Source organism: Moraxella bovis (genome assembly GCF_002014975.1).
Classification (GTDB): domain Bacteria; phylum Pseudomonadota; class Gammaproteobacteria; order Pseudomonadales; family Moraxellaceae; genus Moraxella; species Moraxella bovis.
Map to the genome: position 1 here is coordinate 39,708 of NZ_MUXV01000024.1, position 23,699 is coordinate 63,406.

At 44.1% G+C, this 23,699-nt stretch carries 23 protein-coding genes and 2 tRNA genes; 8 read left to right on the top strand and 17 right to left on the bottom strand.

Annotated features, from left to right (window positions below; translation table 11 throughout):
• The first annotated feature begins 96 nt into the window (after positions 1-96).
• A complete protein-coding gene (locus B0182_RS06250; protein ID WP_078274093.1) occupies positions 97-555 on the top strand; it encodes a YcgN family cysteine cluster protein in 459 nt (152 codons plus the stop codon).
• On the opposite strand, the gene B0182_RS06255 is transcribed toward B0182_RS06250, so the two are convergent.
• On the bottom strand, positions 552-1,622 hold the full coding sequence (locus tag B0182_RS06255; protein WP_078274094.1) for a hypothetical protein: 1,071 nt from the start codon (positions 1,620-1,622) through the stop codon (positions 552-554). The two genes, B0182_RS06250 and B0182_RS06255, sit on opposite strands and share 4 nt — an antisense overlap.
• Positions 1,623-1,774: 152 nt before the next feature.
• Here B0182_RS06255 and B0182_RS06260 point away from each other — a divergent pair, with 152 nt between their 5' ends.
• On the top strand, positions 1,775-2,638 hold the full coding sequence (locus B0182_RS06260) for a transporter associated domain-containing protein (RefSeq protein ID WP_029104063.1): 864 nt from the start codon (positions 1,775-1,777) through the stop codon (positions 2,636-2,638).
• Between the two features lie 129 nt (positions 2,639-2,767).
• Here B0182_RS06260 and murJ read toward each other — a convergent pair whose 3' ends face one another.
• The 5 genes from murJ to ampD form a co-directional block, all read right to left on the bottom strand.
• Positions 2,768-4,318: a murein biosynthesis integral membrane protein MurJ gene (murJ, locus tag B0182_RS06265; RefSeq protein ID WP_078274095.1), complete on the bottom strand. Its 1,551-nt coding sequence runs from the start codon at positions 4,316-4,318 to the stop codon at positions 2,768-2,770.
• A 444-nt stretch (positions 4,319-4,762) separates the two neighbouring features.
• Complete coding sequence (locus B0182_RS06275) at positions 4,763-5,107, bottom strand: EamA family transporter (protein WP_158079648.1); 345 nt, start codon at positions 5,105-5,107, stop codon at positions 4,763-4,765.
• Entirely contained in the window at positions 5,025-5,267 is a 243-nt protein-coding gene (locus tag B0182_RS14280; RefSeq protein WP_158079649.1) for a hypothetical protein, read from the bottom strand. Before B0182_RS14280 ends, B0182_RS06275 begins: the two co-directional genes overlap by 83 nt.
• Before the next feature lie 11 nt (positions 5,268-5,278).
• Positions 5,279-5,437, bottom strand: a complete 159-nt coding sequence (locus tag B0182_RS14285) for a hypothetical protein (RefSeq protein WP_158079650.1) — start codon at positions 5,435-5,437, stop codon at positions 5,279-5,281.
• A gap of 93 nt (positions 5,438-5,530) precedes the next feature.
• On the bottom strand, positions 5,531-6,118 hold the full coding sequence (gene ampD, locus B0182_RS06280; protein ID WP_078274098.1) for a 1,6-anhydro-N-acetylmuramyl-L-alanine amidase AmpD: 588 nt from the start codon (positions 6,116-6,118) through the stop codon (positions 5,531-5,533).
• 72 nt (positions 6,119-6,190) lie between these two features.
• On the opposite strand from ampD, the gene B0182_RS06285 reads away from it, so the two are divergent.
• Positions 6,191-8,014 carry an Lnb N-terminal periplasmic domain-containing protein gene (locus B0182_RS06285; RefSeq protein WP_078274099.1) on the top strand — a complete coding sequence of 608 codons (1,824 nt, stop codon included), beginning with the start codon at positions 6,191-6,193 and terminating at the stop codon, positions 8,012-8,014.
• A 15-nt stretch (positions 8,015-8,029) separates the two neighbouring features.
• Here the strand turns inward: B0182_RS06285 and B0182_RS06290 are convergent, their stop codons facing one another.
• The 11 genes from B0182_RS06290 to B0182_RS06340 form a co-directional block, all read right to left on the bottom strand.
• On the bottom strand, positions 8,030-8,818 hold the full coding sequence (locus tag B0182_RS06290; protein ID WP_078274100.1) for a TrmH family RNA methyltransferase: 789 nt from the start codon (positions 8,816-8,818) through the stop codon (positions 8,030-8,032).
• Between the two features lie 20 nt (positions 8,819-8,838).
• The gene (locus B0182_RS06295; RefSeq protein ID WP_078274101.1) at positions 8,839-9,339 is read right to left on the bottom strand and encodes a hypothetical protein; all 501 of its coding nucleotides are present in this window, start codon (positions 9,337-9,339) and stop codon (positions 8,839-8,841) included.
• Positions 9,336-10,349 (bottom strand): class 1 fructose-bisphosphatase, encoded by a 1,014-nt coding sequence (locus B0182_RS06300; RefSeq protein WP_078274102.1) that lies wholly within the window; start codon positions 10,347-10,349, stop codon positions 9,336-9,338. The genes B0182_RS06295 and B0182_RS06300 overlap by 4 nt, the downstream gene beginning before the upstream one ends.
• Positions 10,350-11,390: 1,041 nt before the next feature.
• Entirely contained in the window at positions 11,391-12,338 is a 948-nt protein-coding gene (locus B0182_RS06305) for a ribose-phosphate pyrophosphokinase (RefSeq protein WP_078274103.1), read from the bottom strand.
• A 163-nt stretch (positions 12,339-12,501) separates the two neighbouring features.
• A tRNA-Gln gene (locus tag B0182_RS06310) sits at positions 12,502-12,577 on the bottom strand.
• Positions 12,578-12,614: 37 nt separating this feature from the next.
• Positions 12,615-12,690, bottom strand: a tRNA-Gln gene (locus tag B0182_RS06315).
• 108 nt (positions 12,691-12,798) lie between these two features.
• The gene (gene ispE, locus B0182_RS06320) at positions 12,799-13,668 is read right to left on the bottom strand and encodes a 4-(cytidine 5'-diphospho)-2-C-methyl-D-erythritol kinase (RefSeq protein WP_078274104.1); all 870 of its coding nucleotides are present in this window, start codon (positions 13,666-13,668) and stop codon (positions 12,799-12,801) included.
• A gap of 4 nt (positions 13,669-13,672) precedes the next feature.
• Positions 13,673-14,248, bottom strand: coding sequence for a lipoprotein insertase outer membrane protein LolB (lolB, locus tag B0182_RS06325; RefSeq protein ID WP_029104075.1), 576 nt, complete (start codon positions 14,246-14,248; stop codon positions 13,673-13,675).
• Between the two features lie 739 nt (positions 14,249-14,987).
• Positions 14,988-17,015: a tetratricopeptide repeat protein gene (locus B0182_RS06330; protein WP_078274105.1), complete on the bottom strand. Its 2,028-nt coding sequence runs from the start codon at positions 17,013-17,015 to the stop codon at positions 14,988-14,990.
• A gap of 970 nt (positions 17,016-17,985) precedes the next feature.
• Positions 17,986-19,281 (bottom strand): CapA family protein, encoded by a 1,296-nt coding sequence (locus tag B0182_RS06335; RefSeq protein WP_078274106.1) that lies wholly within the window; start codon positions 19,279-19,281, stop codon positions 17,986-17,988.
• A 163-nt stretch (positions 19,282-19,444) separates the two neighbouring features.
• Positions 19,445-20,605: an anhydro-N-acetylmuramic acid kinase gene (locus B0182_RS06340; RefSeq protein WP_228157855.1), complete on the bottom strand. Its 1,161-nt coding sequence runs from the start codon at positions 20,603-20,605 to the stop codon at positions 19,445-19,447.
• A 140-nt stretch (positions 20,606-20,745) separates the two neighbouring features.
• On the opposite strand from B0182_RS06340, the gene tyrS reads away from it, so the two are divergent.
• Genes tyrS through B0182_RS06365 form a run of 5 tightly spaced genes read left to right on the top strand, consistent with a single transcriptional unit; the run spans position 20,746 to position 23,476 of the window.
• Positions 20,746-21,951, top strand: coding sequence for a tyrosine--tRNA ligase (gene tyrS, locus B0182_RS06345; RefSeq protein ID WP_078274108.1), 1,206 nt, complete (start codon positions 20,746-20,748; stop codon positions 21,949-21,951).
• 14 nt (positions 21,952-21,965) lie between these two features.
• Entirely contained in the window at positions 21,966-22,370 is a 405-nt protein-coding gene (locus tag B0182_RS06350; protein ID WP_143821683.1) for a hypothetical protein, read from the top strand.
• Positions 22,371-22,375: 5 nt separating this feature from the next.
• Positions 22,376-22,861, top strand: a complete 486-nt coding sequence (locus B0182_RS06355; RefSeq protein ID WP_078274110.1) for a PDDEXK family nuclease — start codon at positions 22,376-22,378, stop codon at positions 22,859-22,861.
• The gene (locus B0182_RS06360; RefSeq protein ID WP_078274111.1) at positions 22,854-23,081 is read left to right on the top strand and encodes a DUF1653 domain-containing protein; all 228 of its coding nucleotides are present in this window, start codon (positions 22,854-22,856) and stop codon (positions 23,079-23,081) included. Before B0182_RS06355 ends, B0182_RS06360 begins: the two co-directional genes overlap by 8 nt.
• Positions 23,075-23,476: an FKBP-type peptidyl-prolyl cis-trans isomerase gene (locus tag B0182_RS06365; protein WP_078274112.1), complete on the top strand. Its 402-nt coding sequence runs from the start codon at positions 23,075-23,077 to the stop codon at positions 23,474-23,476. Before B0182_RS06360 ends, B0182_RS06365 begins: the two co-directional genes overlap by 7 nt.
• Positions 23,477-23,699: the final 223 nt, after the last annotated feature.

The window sequence follows — 23,699 nt, forward strand, 5'->3', positions numbered from 1 at the left end:
ATTTTTAAACCCACCGATGATTATAACAAAAATTTTTGGCAAATTTGCCACCAAAAACCGCCAAATTTGTTACAATAAATATTTTTGGAAAATGCCGTGTCCGATTTACGCCCTAACTTTTGGCAAAATTATCCCCTATCCGCCTTAACCGATGACGAATGGGAAGCCTTGTGCGATGGCTGTGGGGTGTGTTGTTTGGTCAAATACCTAGACGATGATGACGTGCGACAGACTGAATATACAGACGTGGCGTGCAAACTCCTTGACACTGCCACAGGGCATTGCTCGGATTATCCCAACCGCAAACGCTTTGTGCCTGACTGCATTCGCCTAACGGTGGATATGCTCCCAAATATGATGTGGTTACCCCGTCATTGCGCCTACAAGCGCCTACATCTAGGGCAGGGCTTACCGCATTGGCATTATTTGAAGGCAGGGCAAGACAGGCACAATAAAGAGATGAAAAAGTTAAGTGTGGCGGGGCGATGTCATTCGGAGCTAAACTTTCGTGATGACGAGATAGAAGAGCGGGTGATAAGATGGGTGAAGATTTAATCCCCTTTGGTAAATTTCCCACCATGACAAACTTTATTAATTTCATCAAAGGAAATTCGTATCATTCCCAAAGTATCTATAATATTGACTTTACCATCTGAATTGATATTGGTTTGATTTTCTTGGCATTCTATTTCAAGGGGTTTTTGGTTAAAATTGGTTTGCCATTTGCCACCTTGTAATTTAAATTCTACGGGATGCAATTGACCTATAAATGGCGATAAAAATAACATCACACTAAATATAAATGCCGTTGTTATGGGCACAAATAAAACAAGAGATACCGCCCCTTGCCATTCTTTATTTTCATTATACACATAATAAAGCCCCATAATGCCAACCAATACCGCCACGCCCATAAAAATAGATGACATATTGCCAAAATCTAGGGTAATAAATTTATCAAAATAAAATAACACCCCCATTATGATAAATAAGAAAAATGACGAGTAAGCCAAATACCCCGAACGCTTGCCAAGTTCTTGTAATTGTGGCATATTGTCTTTGATATAAGTTTGATTGTCAATGGCGGTGGGTGTATGTCCATATTTAGCAAAAACTGTCAAGAGTTCATCAAAATTATCAATTTCCCACATATGATGGCTAATCATAAACTTTTGGCTGATTTTGCCAAAGCGTTCTTTTTTGCTGGCGTGAATGATTAGGGTTTTATTAAAGTCTTTTAAATAAGGGTCACCTTTTGATAGCAATTTGCCCGTCATTTCTTGGATTAAATTTTCGGCGTAGTCTATCCTATCAATGTCTTTTAATAAAATGGGCGTGGAATTGGGTAGTTTATTTAAAAAATTGCTGTTGGTTCTAATGCCTTTATCGTCAATGATTAAGGCAATGCCATACATTTTGGGTTTAAAATACGCACGCACCAAAAAATAAAACACAAGCCCAATACTTGTAGCAATGATAAAATTTTGCCAATAAGAAAGAGCATTGTCTTTTAGAAAAAAAGTCAGCACAAAAGTTGGCACAATGTACAAAATGGGCATGGAGAGTACCATCAGATAGCCTTGTGCTTGTTTGGGGCGGATTGGGTAGTGTTTGGCACGCATTTTTTAATCCTTAAAAATGGGATAATGAAGCATTATGGATATTTTTATTTTGAAAGTCAAGGACTTAAAATTTTACAAAAAATGATTGAATATTCACCCAAAATCCGCTAAATTAAGCACATATTTTTAAACAACAAAGGAAAGTATTTCCCATGTCTGATGACCACAGTTGGCGACGTGGCTTAAAACGCTGGCTCTCCACCGCCCCCGAAACCCGTGATGACCTGCTTAACCTTGTCCAAGACTCTCGGCGGTTCTTGGATTCGGACATGGTCGATATGCTTGAGGGCGTGCTTGATTTGCCTGCCATGGCGGTCAAGGAAATTATGACCCCACGCCCTGATGTGAGAGCCATTACCAGTAGTGATGACATTGAGACGGTGCTTGCCACCATTTTTGAGTCCAATCATTCTCGCTATCCTGTCATCGATGAGGCGGACGACAATGCGGTCATGGGCATTTTGCTGGTCAAAGACCTAATTCCTTATCTTGCCCAAAAATCGGCAGGGCAAAACCCTCCATTTTTGCTCAAAGACCTAGTACGAAAGCCCCTATACATCTCGGAGACGGCACGCTCGGATACCCTGCTACGCTCACTGCAACGGGCTCAGGTGCATATGGCGGTCGTGGTTGATGAGTTCGGTTCGGTGTCGGGCGTGGCGACGTTGGAGGATTTGTTAGAGGAGATTGTTGGCGACATCGTTGATGAGCATGATGACATCGATGAGGACAGCACTATTAACAATATCATCACCCACCCCGAAAAAGACGGCGTGTGGCTCGTGCAAGCGTCCACACTCATCGGCGACTGCAACGAGGTGCTGGGGACGAGCTTTGATGATACGGATGTGGATACCATGGGCGGTCTGGTCATGCAGGCGTTGGGGGCGGTGAGCAACTTAGAGGGGCAGAGCGTGTCTATCAATGACTGGCAAATCACGGTGGTGGACGTAGAAGGGCGGTATATTCATCTGTTGGAATTAACCTTAGTGCCACAATTAAATGATGAAAATTAAGAAAAGTTAAAAAGGGCGAGCAATCGCTCTTTTTGTTGGGGAATGTGTGGTTTTGTAAGGCGTGTACCGCACACCAATATATTTTGATTTTAAAAGATGAGTATTGCACATTCCCCTTTTCTTTCAATCTCACCCATGCCGTAACTGTCTTGGTCTAAACCCACTGGCAAGTAGCACCACCCCATACACCACCGCACCTGCCACGCAGATAGCGATTAGCACGGCAAGTTTTGCCCATGCCGAGCCGTCTTGGGGGTAGTAGGGTAGCACCGCATACAGACTTACCGTCATGGCAAGCGTGGCGATGACAAACTGCGTGCCCATTTTGTACCAATGTTTGCCAAAGTGCCAAATATCCCGTTTTTGTAAAAAGTAATACAAAAGCCCTGCATTGACAAAGCTCGCCCCTGTCGTGGCTAGGGCAAGACCGCCATGCAAGGGCAATTTGGCAAGATAAAAAATCCCAATAAACACCACGCTAAACAGCATATTGGCAAACACTGAGACGATACCGATTTTGACAGGGGTTTTGGTGTCTTGCCCTGCAAAAAACGCAGGGGCGAACACCTTAATAAGCATAAAGCCCAAAATCCCGCCCGACAGACAGCGTAGAGCAAGAGAAGCCATGTCGCCGTCTGTGGCGCTAAATTCGCCACGCACAAACAGGGCATTCATCAGCACGTCCGACAGCACAAACATCGCCACGGATGCAGGCAGACCGATAAGAATAATGAGACGCATTGCCCAGTCTAGGGTTTTGCCAAATTCTGTCATGTCCGCTTTGGCACGGCTTGCTGACAGGCTGGGCAAAATGACCGTGCCGATTGCCACGCCAATAAGACCGAGTGGCAACTCGCTTAGCCGCTCGGCAGAGTAGAGCCACGAGACCGAGCCGTTTGCCATTTTGGATGCAAAAATGGTGTTGAGTAGCAGGTTAATTTGCGTTACCGACACCCCAAAAATGGCAGGGAGCATGAGCGTCAAGATGCGTCTGACCCCTTCATGTTTAAAGTCAATGCTTGGGGCGACCAGCAATTTTTTGCGATATAAATCAGGCAGTTGAATGATAAGCTGTAATACACCTGCCACCGCCACCGCATAGCCTAGTGCCATGATAGATTTGTCAAGCATGGGAGCGATGAGCCACGCCCCGACTATCATCGAGATATTGAGTAAGACAGGGGCGAAGGCAGGCGGGGCAAATTTACCATAGCTTTGTAAAATACTGCCAAAAAATGCCGTCATCGAGATAAAAAACAAATAAGGAAAGGTTAGGTACAAAAGCTCGGTTGCCGTGTTAAATTTGGCAGGGTCGTCCACAAACCCAGGGGCAAAAAGCTGTATCACAAAGGGGGCAAGGGCAAGCACCGCCACAGTGAGTGCCAGCAATATCACCCCAAGCACGCCCGAGACACGGCTGATGAGTAGCTGAATTTCGTTAAAGGTTTTCTGTTCTTTATATTCGGTCAAGACAGGCACGAAGGCTTGCGAGAATGCTCCTTCGGCAAAAAGACGGCGTAAAAAGTTGGGGATTTTGAAGGCGACCAAAAATGCGTCCATAAGACCGCCTGCCCCAAACACGCCCATAAGGACGACATCACGCACCAAGCCTAAAATGCGTGAGAGCATGGTCATGGAGCTAACAACAAGGGTGGAGCTAAGCAGACGAGATTTTGCCATGATAAATTGCCAACAAAAATTTGTGCGTATTATAAAGGATTTGAGCGATGAGTGGATGAATTTTTGTGAATTTGTGGGGTGTGGGCGGATTTGTTAAATCAAAATTGGGGCTGTTTAAATTAAAAATAATAAAAAGAGTGAATGATTTTTTAAAAATATTGTAACTTAAAAATAAAGATTGTAGCAACTGTATCCCACGCATCTTTTAATTTATATAAAAAATGATTTTCATCAATTTTATTTTTAAAAATATGTTAATTTAAAAAATACAAATTTTAATTGGATAAAAATTTTGGATAAATTGTAGGGGAAAACTGAATTAACCCTGTGATAAATATTAATTTTGGGAGAATTTCAATTTTCCCCCACACATCAAATTTTAAAAAGTATTTTATTGAACATACCATATTTTAAAATAATGCCATTCAAATAAATAAACCATTTTTAAAACTTCTTATCAAACCACCGTCCGCCCAACAAATGCACCCCAAGCCCAAACAATACCGTCAAAATCCCCACATAATGCCACAAAATAAGACGCTCTTTTAACGCCACGTAGCCCACGACCAACGCAATGACAGGCACAAGCATGATAAAGGGCGTAACCTTGCTTGCCGAATGCCGAGCCAGCAAATACCCCCAGCCTGTATAGCCGACAAAGCTCGCCACATACGCCAAAAACATGACAGCAAGCACCCCTGACAGGCTAAAATTTGCCAAATGGCTTATCACACCGCCCACGCCATACGCCACGAGCGAGCCTAGCGTAAAGGTGATGAGTTGCCCCAAATGACGAGTGATAAGGGATTGACTTGTCCGATTTTTTTTTGACGATGACATTGCCAATCGCCCAGCTGAACGCCACACCCAGCACAGGGAACATACCGATGAGCGAAAATCCGCCTTGATATTGCCCTACGCCGATGAGCCCTAAGCCCACACCAGCCATTATCATGCCAATCAGATGATTGGGTTTGATGGATTCTTTAAAATCAATAAAAAACGCACCATGCCTAATATCAAAGGCGGTACATCATTTAAGCCGATTTTTATTGCCAAAAAATTGACATCCCAAATCAAAACCACGCTAAATAAGACTAAATAATCTTTGGTGTGCATATTAATTCCTTTTAAAAATTGGTAATAAATTTGGGGTATTTTTTAATTAAATTTTTAATAAGTCTCCTAAAAACTTTTAAAAAATTAAATCCATTATTTTTTGCATAAATCATCGACCATTTTTCTTAATTTTTGCCAATCAAAAAATTCGCCAGGGTCGGTTTTGCGAGCAGGAGCAATATCGCTATGTCCCATAAGATGTCTCTTTGTGGCAGGATAGGCGGTATAAATGGCGTGGATAATATGAGCAAGAGCGGTATATTGTATCTTAGTAAAGGGTGAGTAATCATCGCCTTCTAATTCTATGCCAATGGTAAAATCATTGCAATTTGACCGCCCAAGGTAAGCGGACTTCCCTGCGTGCCATGCCCTGTTATTAAAATTGACAAATTGACTAACAGACCCGTCTCGCTCAATAAATAAATGAGCCGACACTTCTAAATCGGCAATGGTTTTAAAATAGTCGTGGTCATTGGCATTTAGGTTATTTTGAAAAAAGGTTTTGACAAAATGCGTGCCAGTCTTATCTGTTTTGCCAAATTCGCTTGGGGGCAGGCTGATATTATGAATGACAATGCCCGTAATGGGGCAGTCGGGGCGGGCATTAAAATTGGGGGACGGCACAAAGTCCGCTCCGTGTAATATGCCGTCTTTGATAAAAAAAGTGGTGAATTTTGTCATGATGATTTATACTTGTCAAAAGTCTATTCTATCAATTTTTATTTAAATTTAACACTTGATTTAACACTTGCTATGAAAAATTTTTACCAATCCACCCCCACACTACTAGCCCTTAGCCTAACCGCCTTGATGAGCGTGCCAGTGTATGCCGTCTCATCTGGCAATGCCCTAACGGACGGCACCAACGTGGCGTATCGAGACAGTCGTGTGGTTTTTGATGAGATTCAGCATTCATTTTTAACAGATAATTCCCAACCTAGCACCGCCCCAACCGCCAGCCAATCTGGGTCTTTGGCAGACGTGGCAAGCTCCCCTGCATGGCGAAAATTGTTACTGCTTGACAAAAAAGGCAAACCCACTGCCAAAGACCCTCATTTTTTACTGGCAGGGGGTGACACCAGAGCCGAGCTTGACGCTATCATCAAGGCGATAGATGAACGTGATGATAAGGTGCTGTGTGCCTTTCCTGCTCGCACGCACTATGTGGCAGAGCAGTTGGGCTTGGCGTTAGATGACAGCGGTTGTGATGAATTTCATGCGTGGGCGAAACAGTATGACGCTCGGGCGTTGTCGCTGACCTTTGCCGATGAACACCCCAATTCGCTCGGCTCGGCGTTCGCTCATGTGATGATAAAGGCGGACACCGAGCAAAGTCTGGCAAGTGGTCGTGATGATGACGCTTTTGCCATTAACTACACCGTTGCCCGAGATAAGGCGGACGGCGAAGCCGAAGCCAGTGCCCGCTCGCTGGTGGGCGGTTATGCAGGGATCATGGAGTTTTATGATTATGATGAAAAGCGAGATGTGTACTTGCTTGATGATGAGCGAGACATTTGGGAATATCGCTTAAATCTCACCACTGCCGAAGTCGCCCAAATCATGCGACACGTGTGGGAGATTAAAGACTTAAAACGTCCGTATTTTTTTACTCATGACAACTGTGCCAGTGAGATATTACGCCTGATTGATGTCGTGCGTGGCAGTGAGTTGCGTGAAGCGGTTGGCAAAGTCGTTATTCCTAACGAAGTGGCACGCGTGCTGACCGATAAGGGACTGGTGCGTGATACCAAATACCTGCCGTCAAAGATCAGTACCGCGCAAGCGGTGCAAAACGGCACACAGGGTGTGGTTACAAGCCCTAGCAACCCCGCCCATGCCAGTCCCACGCACCGCATTGGCTTATCGGTCGGCTATGATGACAGTTATCATGGTACACGCACGGGTGATAATGACGGCACAACTTTTGGACTGTCGTTACGCTCGGCATATTATGATGTGCTAGATAGACCTGTGGGCGTACGCCAGTATCTTGATGTCGAAATGCTCTCGCTCGATGTACGATATGATGATAGGCTAAAAGTGGATAAGGCAACGGTATTTAGCACACGCAGTTATAACCCAACCAACACCGCCAAAGCCCATAACGGCATGGCATGGGGTCAGCACGCACGGCTCATGCAGGTCATGGATGGCTCGGATAGGGATAATGATGACCATATGGTCTTTGATGTTCGCCTAGAAAAGGGCAAATCATGGACACTTGGGCAGGGCGAGCTAGGTACGGGCAGGCTTGCCGATACGCTCTGCTATGTGTTTGGCGGTTATGGCGGACAAGTGGGGCATATCAATAAGGGCTATCGTGTGGGGGCAGGCGTGAATGTCGGCTGTATTCATCATGCCAGTGATAAGGTGCGTGTCATGGGCGAGCTTGCCCTGCCAGTGTGGTATCATCACAATCAAGGCGAGACTCGCTCGACATACGTTCAGCCTGCTCTTAATGTCGGCGTGCAGTACGACATCAGCCCCACATACGCCCTACGCTTGACAGGTAAGGCGGAGCGTGGGCGTGATGACACGCACGAGCAAGTGGCGTTGGCGGTATTGCGGTATTTTTAGATTTCAAGTTTGTGCCTAGCGAATGCTGTGGGTGTTTTTAAACCTTCTCTGCCTTAAAATCTCATACAAACACACGCTCCCCGCCACACCGACATTTAGGCTTTCTTGTCCGTATTGGGGTAGGGTTAGGGGCGTGCATTCTTTTAATAAAATCTTATCCACGCCTTGCCCTTCGTGTCCCATAATCAGGGCAAGCGGTTTGGTCAAATCCTTATGATAAATCAAGCCATCAGCGTGCGAAGTTGTGGCAAACATGGGCACTTTAACGAAGTCAAAAATCTCATCAATCCCCACATTTTCATAAATATGTAAACTAAAATTTGCCCCCATGCCAGCACGCATTGTTTTGGGATTATAGGCGTGAGCCGTGCCTGTGGTGCAAATCACCGTTTCAAATCCTGTGGCACTGGCGGTGCGAAGTAGCGTTCCCAAATTGCCCGTATCTTGAATGCCATTGATAATTAAGCAGTCGTTTTCAATGGCTTGATTTAAAATCAAACTTGGCATCTCAATGATTGCCATTATGGGCAAACTTTCGCCAAGCGTGCGAATGGCTTTATATAAAGTATCACTGATGATAATGGGATTTTTATTTAACTTGGCAAGTAAACTTTGAATTTCAGTATTTGTCATTCCACTTTCGCTGACAATGGTTGTGATTGGCATTTTACCTGCTTTTAAATAAGCGTCCAATAAATGCGTGCCTTCAATGACCGTTTGCCCAAGTTTCTTTCTTTTTTTAGGGTCGGTTAGTAAGGCGTGGGCGGTTTTAATTAGGGGGTTGTCTTTGGAGGTGATAATCATATGAAGTTTTTTAAATGGGTTTATAAAATTAATTTTTTGCCACTATATTTTATCGCATATTCATTAAAAACTTTTTGAATATCGACATTCTCATTATTTTCAAAATATTGCATATCTATTTTGTGTTTGTTTGTTTTTGTATGAATAATCAATGTTGGTATATTAAACATAAAACTAATATCAACCGATTGAATGTCTTGCCACTCTAATTCAAAACCGTGTTTTGGGTGATTAAACACCATGCCAATTTCATCAAAGATAAACATTGGCATGGGTTTTTGATTGTCTTTGTCATGCAACTTGTTAGGCATGATTGCCTTATAAATCATAAATAAAGGCACGGCGACAATAATCAAATCTTTAATGATTGAAAAATTGTCTTTATTGGGATTGAGTAAATTTAAATATAAGACACAGAGCAAAATGGCACATACCAAAATGCCAAACACCAAAAGTCCCCATAAAAAATAATTGACGGATTCTGAAAGCGTTTTTGGTTGATAATAAAACTCTTGTCTCATTCGCTCGACTTATCCCCATTCGCCAAAATCCCTGCCGTCTCGTGCAACGCCTTGACATAGTTCACTTCTTCTTTTGCTCCTAGCACCACAGGGATACGCTGATGAATGGCGGTCGGGATAATATCCATAATACGCACCACGCCGTCCGTACTTGCCCCGTCCGCTTGTTCAATGATAAAACTCATCGGATTGGCTTCGTACATCAGGCGAAGTTTGCCCGCCTTACCTGCAATTTTGGTATCATACGGATACATAAACACCCCACCACGAATCAAAATACGATGCACATCGGCAATCATCGCCGCCACCCAGCGTGTGTTGTAGTCTTTTTGGCGTATGCCTGTGTCGCCTTGCACCAACTCTTCAATGTACTGCTGGATTGGTGGTAGCCAATAACGGCGGTTGGAGGCATTAATCGCATACTCGGCAGTCTGCTCGCTGATACGCACATTGTCGTTAATCAAAATATAAGTTTGGGTCATCGGGTCAAAGCTAAACATGGCAACGCCTGCCCCAAAAGTTACCGCCAGCATGGTGGACGTGCCATAGATAAAATAACCTGCCCCAAGCTGATTTTCGCCTTTTTGCAAAAAGTCGCTCTCACACGCCTTTTGTCCTTGATTGCGATAAGGCAAAATAGAAAAAATCGTCCCCACCGTCATATTAATGTCAATGTTGGACGAGCCGTCAAGCGGGTCAAAGGTAACGAGCAGGGTGCCGTCATCGTTGGCAGGGCTAATCTCATCAAGCTCTTCCGATGCCACCCCTGCACAGTTGGGGTTGTGGATTAGGGCGTTTAGTAGCAGGTTGTTGGAAATCACGTCCAGCTTTTTTTGGGCTTCGCCTTGCACATTTTGTCCGCCTGCTTCGCCGTGAATGCCTGCCAATGCCCCTTTATCTAGTAAATGACTAATAGCAACGCTCGCTGTGGCAAGCGTGGTCATGGTGCTGGCAAGCTCTGGCGTGGCGTGGGATTCTAGGTATTGGGCGAGCGTGGTTTGTGCGGTCATGGCAAATCCTTAAAGTCATAAATGCCCTTATTTTATCATGAAATGGGTAAGATGTCAGAGATATTTTATTTTTTGATGATGGGATAAACTCATAAAATACTGAGAGTAAAAAATGAATGATGAGTAAATATTCATCCTTAAAACTATTTTTTATAGGCATGCTATAACGGGCTGTTTTGTCAGCCCATGGGGATTTTGATGGAATTAACCAAATTTATTGATGAATTACTTAACGTCAATCAGATAAAAAAATCTCATTAAAATTTTTCATGTATTTTTTATCATCTCTTTTATTTTATGTTCTTTAACCGCTTATATTTTTGGTGGTGTTGTTGAGATGGTTTTATTTGTTTTATTTTTCTAATAGAATACTTGTTTATATAAATTAGAATAAAAAAATGCAAAAGAAAACAAAGAAGTAATTATAGAAGACTTAAAATTATGGTAGTAGTCTAAAAAGTATGCTGAACTAGGTTTTCCGTTCGCCCTGAGCCTGCCTGCGGGTAGGAAAACCGTTAGGTTTCCCAAGCTCGCCACGAACGGTTTTCTCTGTAGCATACTTTTTGAACCAGAGCCAAAATTATATTTATTATCTCTCCCACATCAATCATTGTACTGATAGTAATTTTTAATTTTTTTGCAATTTCCTTATTATATGATAGATTTTAATAAGGATAAAAAGAATGAAATACCATAACTGGGGTGGTTTCTTCGTCACTTATGGGTGGTAACCATAAAAAACTGAAAAATATTTTGTTGTAAATAATCATAAATCAAAAAAACTAGCTAATGACCAAGCCTCTCAATTAAATTATCCATATTATAAATTTATGAATAAAAAGATAGAGCTACCAATGGTTGAAAGTATTGAAGTTGTTTATCACACTTATAACAGCCCATTTGATGGTAGGCTGACAACGTTTTAAAAACGTGTGATTTTCCTATTTTTGAAAACACAAAAGGGGCAGGCTTGATGGATAAAGTCATCACGCCTGCCCACGTCAGTTAAAGTAACGATAAGTGATTGCTTTTTGATGTCAATCAATAATCAAACATCGCACTGATGGATTCTTCGTTGTTGATACGACGCAGGCTCTCAGCAATCATTGATGCGATGGTCACTTGACGGATTTTTGAGCAGGCTTTGGCTTCGTCCGTCAAAGGAATGGTGTCAGTAACTACAATCTCATCTAGGGCGGAGCTTGAGATGTTGTCTAGTGCCTTGCCCGAGAGTACAGGGTGCGTGATGTAGCCGACCACACGTTTTGCCCCTTTGTTTTTTAGGGCTTGGGCGGCTTTGCACAGTGTGCCTGCGGTATCTACGATGTCATCGACAATGATGCAGTCACGTCCTGACACGTCGCCGATGATGTGCATGACTTCGGATTCATTGGCTTTGGCACGGCGTTTGTCGATGATGGCAAGGTCAACATCACCCAGTGATTTGGCGACGGCTCTGGCTCGCACCACGCCACCGACATCAGGGGAAACGACCATGATGTTCTCATAATTTTTTTGTTTTAGGTCGCTAAGTAGCACGGGCGTGGCGTATAGGTTGTCCACGGGTACGTCAAAGAAACCTTGGATTTGGTCAGCGTGCAAATCCACCACCATCACACGGTCAATGCCAGCGATGGACAGCATGTCTGCCACCACACGAGCCGAGATAGGCACACGAGCCGAACGGGGGCGACGGTCTTGGCGAGCATAGCCAAAATAAGGAATCACGGCAGTGATACGTCCTGCACTAGAACGGCGTAGAGCGTCCGCCAGTAGCACCACTTCCATCAGATGGTCGTTGGTCGGGGCACAGGTCGGTTGGAGGATAAAAACGTCTTTACCACGCACGTTCTCTTTAATCTCAACGGCAATCTCGCCATCAGAGAAACGGGTAATATCAGACTTACTTAGGGGGATGTGAAGATGGTTGGCGACGGTTTGAGCAAGTTCAGGATTGGCACTTCCTGAAAAGACGGCCATATATGACATGAAAAAATCCTATGGTTGGGACAGTGGGGTTAGCAAGATTATTTTACCATTTTTTACCATCATTGCAAAGACTCAAACGCGGTAAAATAGCAATGTGTAAACAACAAACGTAAAAAAACCAGTCTTTCAACTGGCTTTTTTACTCTTCTCAACCAAAAGAAGATGGCAGAGGCGGCTGGACTCGAACCAACGGATGTCAGGATCAAAACCTGATGCCTTACCAACTTGGCGACGCCCCTATAAAGTGTGATAAATTTTTTAAAAATTTACAAAAAATGGCAGAGGCGGCTGGACTCGAACCAACGGATGTCAGGATCAAAACCTGATGCCTTACCAACTTGGCGACGCCCCTATATAGGCGGACAATTATACCGAAAAATTAAAATTATGCAAGGGCTAATTTTTAAAATTTTAAAATAAATTGCTAAGTATTTGAAATTTATCAATTTAAAATGCCCATTTAGTAAAGTCCCCGAGCAAAGAGTGCAGGACAGGGGGCATTGTCTATCAAGCGGTTGATGGCGGTGTCAATGAGCTTATAGGGAATGGGCAAAAACACCGCCGAACCTGTGCCACTCATGCGCACCTTGGTGCCAATCTTGTGCTCTAAGTCACACAGATAGCCAAACGCATGGGCGACTTTGGCAGAGCGTGCCAGCACCAGCGGGGTAAAGACGTTGGTAAATAAGGCATTATCGCCAAAGAAGTTGGCATCCGATAGGGCGTGATGGCTATACACAGGGCAGTCCCGTTTGAGCTCATCACAGCCGAACAGCGTGGCGGTGCTGACGTGTTCATCAGGCAGTAACACCAGATAGCCACAGTCGGGTAAGTCAATGGCACTTAGTATCTCGCCAATGCCCGTGGCGATGGCGGAGGTTCTGTGAAAATGGGCAAAAATAAAAAACGGCACGTCCGCCCCAAGGCTCGCCCCAATCTTGATAAGCTCATCGGCAGAGAGCCGAAGTCCCCACAGCTCGTTGATGGCGATGAGCGTGGTCGCGCAGTTGGAGGAACCCCCGCCCAGTCCTGCCCCTGTGGGGATGTGCTTTTCTAGGACGATTTGGACGGATGAGGCATAAGCAGGGTAGCGTTTGGCTAAGGTCTCGACCGCCTTGACGATAAGGTTATCATTGATGTCGTCGGTCAGTTCATCCGCTCCTATCAAGGTCACAAGCTTCTGGCTTGTGGACGTGCGAAAAGAGAGCGTGTCACCAAAATCAATGGCGGTAAAGACGCTTTGCAGATGATGATAACCGTTGTCCGCCCTGCCAGTGATGTGCAAAAACAAGTTGAGTTTGGCAGGCGAGAATAAAGTAAGCTGACTCATGATATCAATTCGGATAAACGATGGTCATCACCACACGATGTCCGTCGGTGTGATTGATGATAAGACGGCTGGGACGTGGGCTGTTTTTGGGGTATTCAAAACTGGCTGTCCACTCATCATTGGTGCTTTGGGTGAGCCTGCCTTGCTCGTCCTGCTGACTGTCGGTGTCGCCTTGGGCGGTTTTGCCGACAATCCAGTGGGGCAGATGACTGATGGGGGCGTGCCATCCTGTGGCTTTTTGGAGCAACTCTTCGGGGCTGTCCGCCTGTATCTCGCCCTTGTCGTTGGTGAGTGTGGCTTGCTGTCCGTCATAGCGGATTTGGGTTGCCCCCATGCCAAACGCCCCTGTTAGGTCAATAGCAAACCGCTCATCTTCTTGTCCCCAGTTATAAAAAGCACTGCCTGCCTGTTTGCCGTTGGCGGTGTTTGTGGTAATACCGATTTTACCCGTGATGGCAAAGCGTAAGACATCATCATGAACCTGCTCGCTGATGACAGGGGTGGTCTTGGGCAGGGTTTGGCAGGCGGTGAGCGAGCCTGTGGCGACTAGGGTAAGGATAAGGGGGCGGATAAATTTCATAAGCTTTTTGATGATTAAATGGTAAATAATGATGAGTAAAGAATTAGGGTGTGTTGAATATTGGTATTTGCCATGAAAAATGAGAAAAATCGCACGTTTTTCAAGGAAAAAACTTGAGGTTGATAGTTATTCTATCAAGCCAAGTTTTTGACGCAGAAAAACAAGATTTAGCCATTTTTCATGCAAAAATAGATTGAAACGTTAAATTTTCATCTTATTTTATAAAAATGTTATCAATGTTCAACACGCCCTAATGAATAATGAGTGTTAAAGAGTTTTTAAAAGTTATTTAAAACAAAGATTGGGCTAAATACAAGATGTTACTTAATTCTCCACTTAAAATGGTAACTTATTGATTGTTCCATAATTATTTTTTTCGGTAGTAGTCTAAAAAGTATGCTGAACTAGTTTTTCCGCTCTCCTTGAGCCTGCCTGCGGGTAGGAAAACCGTTAGGTTTCCCAAGCTCGCCACGAACGGTTTTCTTTGTAGCATACTTTTTGAACCAGAGCCTTTTTTCGATTGTAGGGGTGAATCGTTCGCCCTTGATAAATCAATCATTTATATAAAGTTGAGAATGGGGTATAAGTTGTCTTTTGCTTAAATGATGGTTAAAAAGATTTTTTAAAGTTGTTTAACAGTTGTTTAAGGGTTAATTTAATAAGGCATTGTCAAATAAAAATACATGTTAAAATTTGGATATATAGGGCAAATCATTTATCCAAAAATCATTCCCAAACCCTAATATTCTTGCACTTCCTGTCCTGTCCGATTTTGTCCAAAGGCAAAGCGGTTTTGTAGGTCGGCAAGCAGGCGATCGACCTTATCAGACTCGCCAAGCCCTTGGTAGGCATGCAGTAGGGTTATGCCTGCGTTTAGGTCGGGGGCGACTTCATAGGGCATTTCTAGGTAGTCCAGCACCGCCCGATAGTTGCCCTGTGATAGGGCGTGATTGCCAAGTACGATAAGAGCTTCAAGCTGTAACTGTGGGTCGTAATTGGGGTCGTCCGAGCTGATTTGGGCAAGGCTCATCGCCCCTTCGAGTGCTGATAGGTCGTTGGGGTTTTGGCTTAGGCGAAGTTTGATGTCGGCTAGGCGATATGCAGGGTTCATACGGTCAAGCTCCAAGAGCTTATCGATGGCAAAGCGTTTGTCATCATCGCTAAGCTCATTTTGCAAAAGCTGAAAACTGGCAAAGAGCAGGCGGTCATCATCGGGATATTCACGATTGGCGACGGTAAGCAGGTTTTGGGCTTCGGTTTTTTTGTCTTGACGTAGCAAAATCTCGGCATGAAGCAGATAGCTGTCAATGGCATAAATCTCAAAGTCATCACGCAGTCGCACCAAAGTGGCAATCGCTTTGTCCACGTCATCTTTGGCAAGATAGTAGCCGACCACTTTGGTGCGGGCGTCTAGCACATGCTCGGAGTCTTTGACCTTTTCATAATGCTCTTTGGCAAGGGTAAGGTTGCCCGAGCGTTCGTAGCTGATGGCAAGGTAGTAATTGGCACGGCTATTAAAGGCAGGCACGTCAAGTAAGGGGGTTAAGACCGTACGGGCATTTTCATATTTGCCGATGTCTAGCCCGACCAAGGCGGTCAGCAGGGCAACATCGGGGTCTTTGGTTTGACGGTTTGCCACTTGTAGTAAATCCCACGCCCGTCCAAGCTGACCCATGTCTATTTCATGGCGAATCTCGTACAGGTGTAGCTCTTTGATGGTGGGCAACTCCTTGACTTTTTGGCGGATAAACGCCCACATGGCGGACTCTTGTCCGCTCTCTTTTAGGATGTCGATTTTTAGGGTAATAAAGGCAAGGTTATCGGGTTCGTCTTCTAGGGCTTTGTTGATGTAAGCCAAAGCAGGGGCGTAGTCTTGTAGGCGTAGCAAAAGACCTGCTCGCAGTACTGACAGCGATGGGTTGTCGTCTTCCATGGTTTGCAAGGCGGTAAAAAGCTGTCGCTGTTCGTCAGGGTTTTGTGGAAAAATCCCTGTCAAAATCCCCGTCAAATCTGCTTTTTCATCATAATCCAAAATCATCGCCAGCATGGTACTGGCTTCATGATAGTCGCCTGCTTTTAGAGCCAGATGGGCGACATAGAACCACGCAGGGATATGCTCAGGGTTTTGGCGTTGCCACGCCCGAGCAAAGGCAAGCGACTGTTCGGGGGTCTCGTACTCGATGGACAGTGCCAATGCACGCTCAAAGACGGCTGTGGCATTGGCGGTAAAGCTCTCAGCTTTATAAATGGTCAAAGACTCACCAATCTGCCCCCTGTCCACGCCAAACTCCGCCGACAGCAGGGCGTACAAATCAGGATAGCCAAGCATGGGCGTGCTGTCGTGGGCGTTTAGGATGTCATCAAAGATGATGTCGGGGATGTCTACCGTGTCGGCATTGGGCAGGTAATCATCATCGGTGCCGTCATCGATATACTCGCCCATGTCAGGCTCATCAAGCTTGTTGGGGGTGCTTAGTTCGGGCTGAGATGGGGCGACAGGCATAAAAGCAGGCTCTGCCGTCTGTGGCGTGCCTTCATCGTTGTCTTTATTGGTGTCTTGGGGTGAGTTATCGCCAAGACTGCGGTCACCATCATAAAAGGGCAGGAGAATTTTTAGCAATGAGTCAAAAACCCCTGCCTGTGCCGTGGACATGGTTTTCTCGGCAAGGGGCAGAAGTGCCAACACGCACAGCACTAGGATGAGACGTTTTTTATAAGTGGGCTTAGTTCTCTGATGAGACCGCTCAATATTTGGCGTTGCACTCATGATAAAAATCGATGGATAAAGTGCCTTATTATAAGACGAAATGCCAAAAAGTTGCAATGTTTTGAAACAATTTTAATGTAAAAATTACCAAAAAACATTGGCACAAATTAAGTGTAGTATAGCAATAAAATAAATCTGTACAATAATTCATCAATTTTATATGCAGGCAAAAAAAGACCCACTGAAGGAGGGGCAGTGGGTTGAGGAAAGGGGTTGTGATTATTATTGTTATGTTATTCCTAAATGGGGGTGGGGTGGATTTTTTCAAGGATAAAAGAAGGAAAAAATGATAATTTTTTAAAAAATCCATCATGTCAAAACCCATCATGTCCCAACCTAGGATTTGACGAGCATCATCACTTGGGGTAATCCAAGTATCAGGGTGGGTTGCCCTCCCATATTTGGCAAGGATGGTACTGTCTTTTTTTATCAGTCTTTTGTCTGACCCCCTAAGCCATCAGCATAGTGTTTGATAAAAGCAGGATTGATGGTGCTGACTTTAAAGCCTAAATCGTGTAAGTAATAGGTCAAAGGTTCGTGATACACGTCTGTGGCTTGTAAAATGAGATGAATGTCGTTAACGTTGACCTCATCACCAACATTGGTGTTAAGTCGATTAGTCAGGTATACAAGTCATCTGGTTTGTTATTAAAGGTTTGGGTTTAACTTTCATTGAAGTTAAGTCTTTTAACTAAGCCACATCAAGTTTGTGTTTGCTGACATCTACGCCAATATAACACACTCTACAAAATGAAAAAGTACCACGGTTTTCTGTTCGTGGTGAGCTAAGTCGAACCATGACGGAAACCGACCCGCAGGCATAGCTCAGGGCGAACGGTTTGTGTAGTAAAATCAATTTTGTTAGCTGTACAATAAAACGTTACATTATCAAGGACGTGTTCAACACGCCCCTACCAAAACCTGTGGCGAATATTAAGCCTGTTAGGGTCATGATATGATTAATCACGCCTTATTTTGATGAGCGAGCAATCTTATTATCACGAAATACCAAACCGCTATTAGGAAAATCAAGCTCGGTTAAGCGTTTTAATTCACCAAAGGCACGGTTGTTCTTATCTATCATTAGCCCATTTTCTTTGGTTTGATAAATGGACACCACATTTGCCGAGACAAATTTGCCGTCTGCTTGCATGGTGACATTGACAATGGGGGCAATGCCGTTAAGACCACGCACATTAAACGCCCCATAAGTGTTAAAATTCCCCAAGCTATACGCAATAAAACGGTCTTTATAGACTTCTACCGCCCGCGTTACGTGCGGGCCATGCCCGATGATGATGTCCGCCCCCACATCGATGAGACTGTGGGAGAATTTATAGACGTCGCCACGATTTTCATTTAGATACATCTCAGTTGTTTTGGGTACTCGGGTATGCTCTGCTCCCTCTGCTCCGCCATGAAAAGAGACGATGACAATATCCACTTTTTTATCCAATTCCCTAACATAGCGTTTGGCGGTTTCTAAGTCATTGATAGAGAGCGTACCGATGTTTGGGGCAAAGGCGACCATGCCGTATTTTACGCCATTTTTGGTAAAGGTGGTGGTGGGTTTGGATAAAAGACCTGCATAATAAATACCAGCATCGGCAAGCGTGGTTTTTGTGCTGTTACGCCCCACATCGCCAAAGTCGCCTGTGTGGTTATTGGCAAGACTTAACATATTAAACCCAGCATCCTTGATGATTTTGGCATAGCGGGTTGGCATACGAAAGGCATAGCAGGTCATGGCTTTGGGCTGACCTGTCTCAGGGTCGATGGCAGGCGTGTTGGGGCATTTGGTGGAGTTACCATTATCTAGCAGCACCCCTTCTAAGTTGCCAAAGACCACATCGCCTTTTAGGTAGGGCTTGACATATTTAAAACTATCACGACCATCATTGGGCGGTAAAAAGCCCGCATTGGGAAAGGACGACCCTATCATGATGTCGCCCACTGCCACGATGTTGATGAGTCCGTCCTTGTTTGGGGTGATGGTGTCATCGCCATGACCAAATAACAAATAATCATCGCTGATGATTATCTCATCACTGACGATGGTGCCACTGCTTTGATTGGGGTTGTATTCAAAGTCATCAACTTTGCGGGCGACATAGTTCACCACGTTATTTTTATAAGTTGTGGCGGTATAAGTCACCGTATCGCCAAAGTCGGCGATTTTTTGTGAAAAGTGCGTTTGGGTCTCGGCACTGCATGATTGGCATAAGATACCTACTGTCACAAAACACAGCAATGATAATCTTGTCATAAAAATTCTCCTTAATGTCTACTTCAATCTCAACCTAAAGTTACAAATTATTGATTTTCCAGTGACTATTTTTCGGGCTGTAGGGCAAATTGCAATTTGCCCTTTGGTAAATCCATCACTTATACAAAGTTGAGAACAGAGTTAATATCTATAAAATACCATATCACCCAAAACACACCACGCCCAATACCACGCCTTTTTTTGCCCCTGTTACGGCAGGTAGGTTGCCCGTTTGCATGAGCATATTTTGGCGAGCCAGCCACGCAAAGGCGACTGCTTCCACCCAAGCGGGACTGATACCGACCTTATCAGTAGTGTGTATGGTAAAGTTTGGCAGATGATAGCCAAGTCGTGTGAGCAGATGAGCGTTATACGCACCGCCACCACAGACATAGAGCGTGTTGTGGGTTTTGGCAAATTTGGCAATCTCACGGCCTGCCGATAGAGCGGTAAATTCGCACAAAGTCGCTTGCACGTCCACAGGCTCCACATCGGTATCTGCCAACATCTCATCAAGCCACGCCATGTTAAAGGCTTCTCGCCCTGTGGATTTGGGGGCGGATTGCATTAAAAAGGGGTGAGTCATGAGCCTATCAAGCAAGGCAGAATCCACCGCCCCTGATTTGGCCCAGTCGCCATGTTTGTCATAGCCGACCCCCTGATGACGGTATATCCAGCCGTCCATAAGCAGGTTTGCCACGCCTGTGTCATAGCCTATTACATCATCACCCAATACGGTAATGTTGGCAATCCCACCCAAATTTAAAATCACGGTTTGGCTGTTATCGGTTATCTCATCTTGCTCAAAAATGGCTTGATGAAAAGCAGGCACCAAGGGAGCCCCTTGACCGCCCACCGCCATGTCTCGTCTACGAAAGTCCGACACCACCGCAATGCCTGTGCGTTCGGCTAGGATATTGGGGTCAAGCAGTTGTAGGCTAAAACGCCACTCGGGGCGATGTCGCACCGTTTGCCCATGGCAGCCAATGGCGGTGATGTCATCGCTTGTTAGGTCTGTTTTGGCAAGCAGTTCATTGACAATCTCGCTGGCAAACTCACCATACAGACGGCTTGCCAAGCCCCAAAAATCAAGCTCGCTAAATCGGTCAAACTCCCCCACCGCAAGGGGTGCCGTGCCATTGGGTGTGCATAAGGCAAGCAAAATCGCCCGCAATTCGGCAGGAAAGGGCTTACTGTGCGTGGCGATAAGGCGAGGCTTGTCGTCATCAAAATTGCACAACACCGCATCCAACGCATCAAGACTTGTGCCACTCATCATACCGATGTAGTAGTTGTCTGCCAACATCATCGGTTCAGTCGTCATCAGCTCATCTAATTGTTCTAATTGCATATCATCTCTTGGGGTTAAAATGCCAAATATCAGGCTATTATAACGTAAAATCACCCCAAATTTTTGCGATATGCTATAATAATGCTATTTTTCTTTATATAAAAAGGTGTCTTATGTCAAATTTTTTGCCCCCTGCCGAACAACTTGAACTTCTAAAACGTGGCGTGGTTGAGATTTATTCCGAAGAAGATTTGTTAAAAAAACTCGCCCTAGGTCGCCCTTTGCGTATCAAGCTTGGTATGGACCCCACCGCCCCTGATTTGCATTTTGGACATACAGTTGTTCTTAACAAATTGCGTGCCTTTCAAGAATTGGGGCATGAAGTGCTGTTTCTTATCGGCGACTACACCGCTCGCATTGGCGACCCGTCTGGCAAAAACGCAACTCGTCCGCCCCTATCCGAAGAGCAGGTCAAGGCAAATGCCGAAACTTACGCCAAGCAAGTCTTTAAAATCCTAGACAAAGACAAAACCACCATTATGTTTAACTCTGATTGGTTTTCCAAAATGAGTGCAGGCGACATGATACAGCTAGCCAGTCAGCTTACTGTGTCTCGAATGCTTGAACGTGATGACTTTTCTAAGCGTTATAACAGCCAAACCCCAATCGCCATTCACGAATTTTTGTACCCCCTTGTGCAAGGCTATGACAGCATTGCCATGGAAGCCGATGTGGAGATTGGCGGAACTGACCAAACCTTTAATGTGCTTATGGGGCGTACCCTACAAGGTCGCTATGGCAAAGAGCCACAGGTGTGTCTGACCATGCCTCTTTTGGAAGGCTTGGACGGTGTACAAAAAATGTCCAAATCGCTTGGCAACTACATCGGCATTGACGAACCTGCGGGCATGATGTACCAAAAAATCCTATCCATGCCCGACACGCTCATCGCTCGCTATTTTGAGCTTTTGAGCTTTAAGCCGATGAGTGAAGTGAATGCCTTACTTGATGACATGGCAAACGGTCGCAATCCGCAAGAAATCAAAAAAATCCTAGCCCATGAGCTGATTGAGCGTTTTCACGATAAAGAAAGTGCGGAGAATGCCCATAAATCAGCAGGGAATCGCTTGGCGGACGGAGAATTACCGATTGATTTGCCAGAAGTTACGCTAAGCGTTGATGGGGATAAACTGTTTATCGCTCAGCTATTAAATCAAGCAGGATTGGTAAAAAATTCGGCACAAGCCAAAGACGCTCTAAAAAACGGCTCGGTCAAAGTAGATGGTGCTGTCGTTGGAGCAGATTTTGCCGTAGAAAAAGGACAAACGGTGGTGGTACAGGCAGGGAAGAAAGCGTTTGCTAGGGTGAGTGTAGCTTGATTAAGGATAAAAAAGTGAAAGTTATTTCTCTAAAAACAGGTCAAGAGATTTATGGGGTTATTTATAAAAATAACCCTAGCCAAATCCAAGAGATTTTAAACAAGCCAAAAGTTTTGCAAGGTGGACATGCTACAGCTAAAGAAGCTCAGAAGTACGCCCAGCCACTTTTAATTACTTTTAATCTCTGCTATTTTCAAAAAAGCGATATGGACAATGATGAGAATTCTTATTTATTTAATAAAGTACCAAGCAATCATTGTATAGTGGGGGTATTTAATGAAATAGGTGATAAAAATCACATTTACATACTAAGAAATAACAACAATGATATCATTGCTTTGAATAAGAATATTTTGGAAGGTGAAATTAGAAATATCACTGTGAGAAATTTTATTGAGAATTTTTTGTTAATTAACTAAAAAGTATGAAGTCATCAGAAATTATAGATTTGTTATTGCAAGCACAATCTTATGCTGAAAAAAGTCATGGGATTTCAAATATTTTGCAGCCAGGTATTATAAAAGAATTGATCATGGCTGAAATATTAGGTCATCAGCTTATACCGCAAAAAGATCTTCCTGACGCCAAAGATGAGAGTGGTAATTTTTATGAATATTTGGCTAGTATCAGAAGGGTTAATACAAAAACAAATAAGGGTTGCAGTTTTCAAATGGATAGAATTACAAAAAGCAATCTATCAAGAATAACTAGAAATCGTGCATTTTATTTTGGTATTTTTAAGAATCATTTGGAGATTGAGCAAATATGGATTGTTGAAATACCATTAGTATTATCCGAAGTTGAAAGACAGTTAAAAAGATGCAAAAATGATATAGCTCATGTAAATTTTCTATTAAAATGGCTTGAGACTAATGGCAAATTAATCTATCAAGTGCAGAATTATGAATGATGTAAATTTAAAAACAGGCATCTACCGCCATTACAAAGGTAACCTTTACCAAGTCTTACACACCGCTCGCCATTCCGAAACCGAAGAGATTCTTGTTGTCTATCGTGCCTTATATGGCGATTATGGGGTGTGGGTACGCTCTTTGACGATGTTTTGTGAAAGTGTAAAGATTGACGGCAAGACCTTGCCACGTTTTGAGCTTGTTAAGGAGCTATCATGAGCAAATTTGAAATCATTGACCTTGTCATCGGCACAGGCAAAATGTGTGAGCGTGGGGCGTTAATCATGGCTCACTACACAGGCACGCTCACGGACGGCAGTGAGTTTGACTCATCGCACAGCCGTGGACAAGCCTTTGAGACTGTCATCGGTACAGGGCGTGTGATTAAGGGTTGGGATTTGGGCGTATTGGGGAGCGAGATTGGCGAAAAACTGCTTGCCAAATGGGGTATAAGCGTGGATTTGCCAGCGTGCGAGCCGATGAGAGTTGGCGGAAAAAGACGGCTTATCGTTCCTGCTTTTTTAGGTTATGGCGAGCGTGCGGTGGGTAAGATTCCGCCTAATTCGGATTTGGTGTTTGAGATTGAGCTGATTGACGTCAAAACAAGAGATTAAATATTTATAAAAATCAATAACTTATAAATATTTCTAAAAAATTACTACAAAAAGACTTTACAACTCAAAACTATCCTGTATAATACGCACTCATTCAAGCAATGGTTGGTTACAAAACACCAACAAAACGAAGTTTGAATACTTTTGAAAGAATTTAAAAGTTAGTTAAACTAAAAACAAACTTCTAAAAACTTTCAAAAAAATTAAAAAAACTGCTTGACAT